1 protein-coding gene is annotated in these 1,637 nt (G+C 46.5%); it reads left to right on the top strand.

Going from position 1 to position 1,637, the window contains the following annotated elements; genetic code table 11:
- Positions 1-63: 63 nt before the first annotated feature.
- Positions 64-1,598 (top strand): IS3 family transposase gene (locus AB4138_RS15755; protein ID WP_372179671.1). Its coding sequence is split into 2 segments (ribosomal slippage): positions 64-517 and positions 517-1,598, totalling 1,536 coding nucleotides; the frame shifts between segments, so codons are not numbered across the junction.
- Positions 1,599-1,637: the final 39 nt, after the last annotated feature.

Here is a 1,637-nt window from a genome sequence, read left to right as displayed (position 1 = left end):
CCCTATCTGGCAGGGTAGTTGTCACTGTTAAAATTTAACCAGTTTGGGCGATAAAGAGTAATTGTGTCTCGTATCTCAGTAGAAAGAAAAGAAGCTATCTTGAAGAAGCTATTACCTCCCTATTCGATGTCAGTGAAAGAAGTGTCGGAAGAGGAAGGAATTAGCACTGCGACCCTGTATCATTGGCGCCAGCAACTCAGAGGTTCAGGAGCCGCCGTGCCAAATAGCAACACTTCATCAGAGCAGTGGTCTGCTCAAACTAAACTCGCCATTGTTGCCGAGACTTACTCGATGACCGAAAGTGAACTCAGCCAATATTGTCGTGAAAAAGGTCTTTTCCCTGAACAAATCCAAAGTTGGCGCAGCGAATGTATGCAAGGGTTTAAGTCGAGTAAAGAGCAGGAAGCTGAAGCAAAGAAGCAGGCTAAAGCTGACAAACTTGAAATCAAAGAGTTGAAGAAAGATTTACGACTCAAAGAAAAAGCACTCGCTGAAACGGCCGCCCTCTTGGTACTAAGAAAAAAGCTGAGAGCCTTTTACGGGGAAGAGCCAGAGGACGACTAACCTCAACCGATGAAAGGCAGACCATAGTGACTCTAATCCTTGAAGCGAAGCAATGCGGATGCCGTTTACAGCTAGCTTGCCATGAAGTTCAAATTGACTTGAGAACCTATCGTCGCTGGTATCAGCAAGGAGAAGTTCAAGCTGACAAAAGGCCAATATGCATCAGACCTGAGCCTGCTAACAAGCTGTCTCAGGAAGAGCGTGATGCGATTGTCGAGGTGTGTAACCGCTCTGAGTTCGCAAGCTTGCCTCCAACTCAAATCGTCCCGACACTGCTTGATAGAGGTGAGTATATCGCCTCTGAGTCGAGCTACTATCGAGTACTGAGTACGCAGGGGCAACTTCACAAGCGAGGTCGTCAGCGGAGCAGACAGAAGCAAGCGAAGCCAACCAGTTACACAGCGACGGACTCAAACCAAGTCTATACGTGGGATATCACTTACTTACCTTCAAAGGTTCGAGGCCAACACTATTACCTGTATGTCATTGAGGACATCTACAGTCGAAAAATTGTTGGTTATGAAGTGTATGAGCATGAATGCGGTGAGCTAGCGTCACAACTTCTGCAACGAACGTTGATGCGAGAGCAGTGCTTCAATCAAGCACTGGTTCTTCACTCAGATAATGGTGCGCCGATGAAGTCGTTGACGTTCAAAGCAAAAATGGAAGAGTTAGGTATTACTTCATCGTATAGTCGCCCAAGAGTCAGTGATGATAACCCGTATGTTGAGTCATTGTTCCGCACGGTAAAGTACATGCCAAGCTGGCCAACAAAGGGCTTTGAAACAATCGACAGTAGTCGAAGTTGGGTTGAAGCCTTCGTACGCTGGTACAACACGGAGCACAAGCACAGTAAGCTGAATTATGTCACGCCTTCAGAGCGTCACAATGGAAAAGATAAAGAGATCTTGAAGCGCCGAGCGGAGGTACTACTCGCTGCAAAAGAGCTAAACCCTGAACGCTGGCCTGGTGATATCAGAAACTGTGAACCTGTTGGTGACGTTCACCTAAATCCAGAAAGAGAAGCTGCTTAATAAGTAAGCAAATGATGACAACTACCTTGAAAAACACCG

This window comes from Vibrio sp. 10N.286.52.C3 (assembly GCF_041468865.1).
In the GTDB taxonomy this organism is placed as follows: Bacteria; Pseudomonadota; Gammaproteobacteria; order Enterobacterales; family Vibrionaceae; genus Vibrio; species Vibrio crassostreae_C.
Note: the sequence above shows the minus strand (reverse complement) of the source record. Positions and strands in the feature narration are given on the sequence as shown.